The following is a 1,128-nucleotide window of genomic DNA, read 5'->3' as shown; positions in this document are numbered from 1 at the left end:
TAGTGTCCTGAGTCGGAGATTCGTCTGCAGTAGGTGGCGACTTTGTCGAGGATCTCGTCGGCGGTCTTCGTCCAGACGAACGGCCTGGGATGCTCGTTCCAGTCGGCGAGCCAGGCCCGGATGTCGCGTTCGAGAGCCTGGACGGAGCGGTGGACGCCGCGGCGGAGTTTCTTCGTGGTGAGTTCGGCGAACCACCGCTCCACCAGGTTCAGCCACGAGGACCCGGTCGGGGTGAAATGCAGGTGGAAGCGCGGATGCGCCAGCAGCCACTTCCTGACCGCCGGGACCTTGTGGGTGACGTAGTTGTCCAGGATCAGGTGGACCTCGAGGCCGGCTGGAACTTCCTTGTCGAGCTTGGCCAGGAACTTCTTGAACTCCACCGCGCGGTGACGGCGGTGGAGCGAACCGATGACCTTCCCTGTCGCGGTGTCCAGGGCTGCGAAGAGAGTCGTGGTGCCCGCGCGGACGTAGTCGTGACTGCGGCGTTCGGGCACCCCGGGCATCATCGGCAGGACCGGCTGGGACCTGTCCAGGGCCTGGATCTGGGATTTCTCGTCGACGCACAGCACCAGGGCCCGCTCCGGCGGGTCGAGATACAGTCCGACCACGTCACGGACCTTGTCGATGAACAGCGGGTCCTTCGACATCTTGAACGTCTCGGCCCGGTGCGGCTGGAGAGCGAACGCACGCCAGATCCGTGAGATCGCCGACTGCGACATCCCCGTGGCCGCGGCCATCGAACGGGTCGACCAGTGGGTCGCGTCCTTCGGTGTCTCCTCCAGCGTCTTGACGATGACACGCTCCACGTCAGCATCGGTGATCTTCCGCGGGACACCCGGCCGGGGCTCGTCACACAGGCCGTCCAGCCGGCGTTCAAGAAACCGCCGCCGCCAGGCACGGACGGTATCCGTGGTAACGCCAAGCCGCCGTGCGACTTCAGCAATCGCATGACCGTCCGCGCTCTCCAGGACGATCCGCGACCGCAACGCCAACGACTGGGCACTCGAACGACGACGCACCCACGACTGCAACATCGCCCGCTCGGCATCGGACAGCACCACCGGCGGGATCTTCGGTCCAGGACGACTCACACCAGACCAACGACGAATCTCCGACTCAGGACACTAG

Annotated in this window: 1 protein-coding gene; it reads right to left on the bottom strand. The window is 65.4% G+C overall.

The genetic code is table 11. The annotated features are described in order from the left end of the window. A partial coding sequence (locus ABZ951_RS33885; protein ID WP_344098242.1) for an IS630 family transposase occupies positions 1-1,034 on the bottom strand: 1,034 nt, incomplete at its 3' end. Positions 1,035-1,128: the final 94 nt, after the last annotated feature.

It is taken from the genome of Streptomyces sp. NPDC046215 (assembly GCF_040646215.1).
In the GTDB taxonomy this organism is placed as follows: Bacteria; Actinomycetota; Actinomycetes; order Streptomycetales; family Streptomycetaceae; genus Streptomyces; species Streptomyces stramineus.
This window is presented reverse-complemented; position numbering and strand designations above follow the sequence as displayed.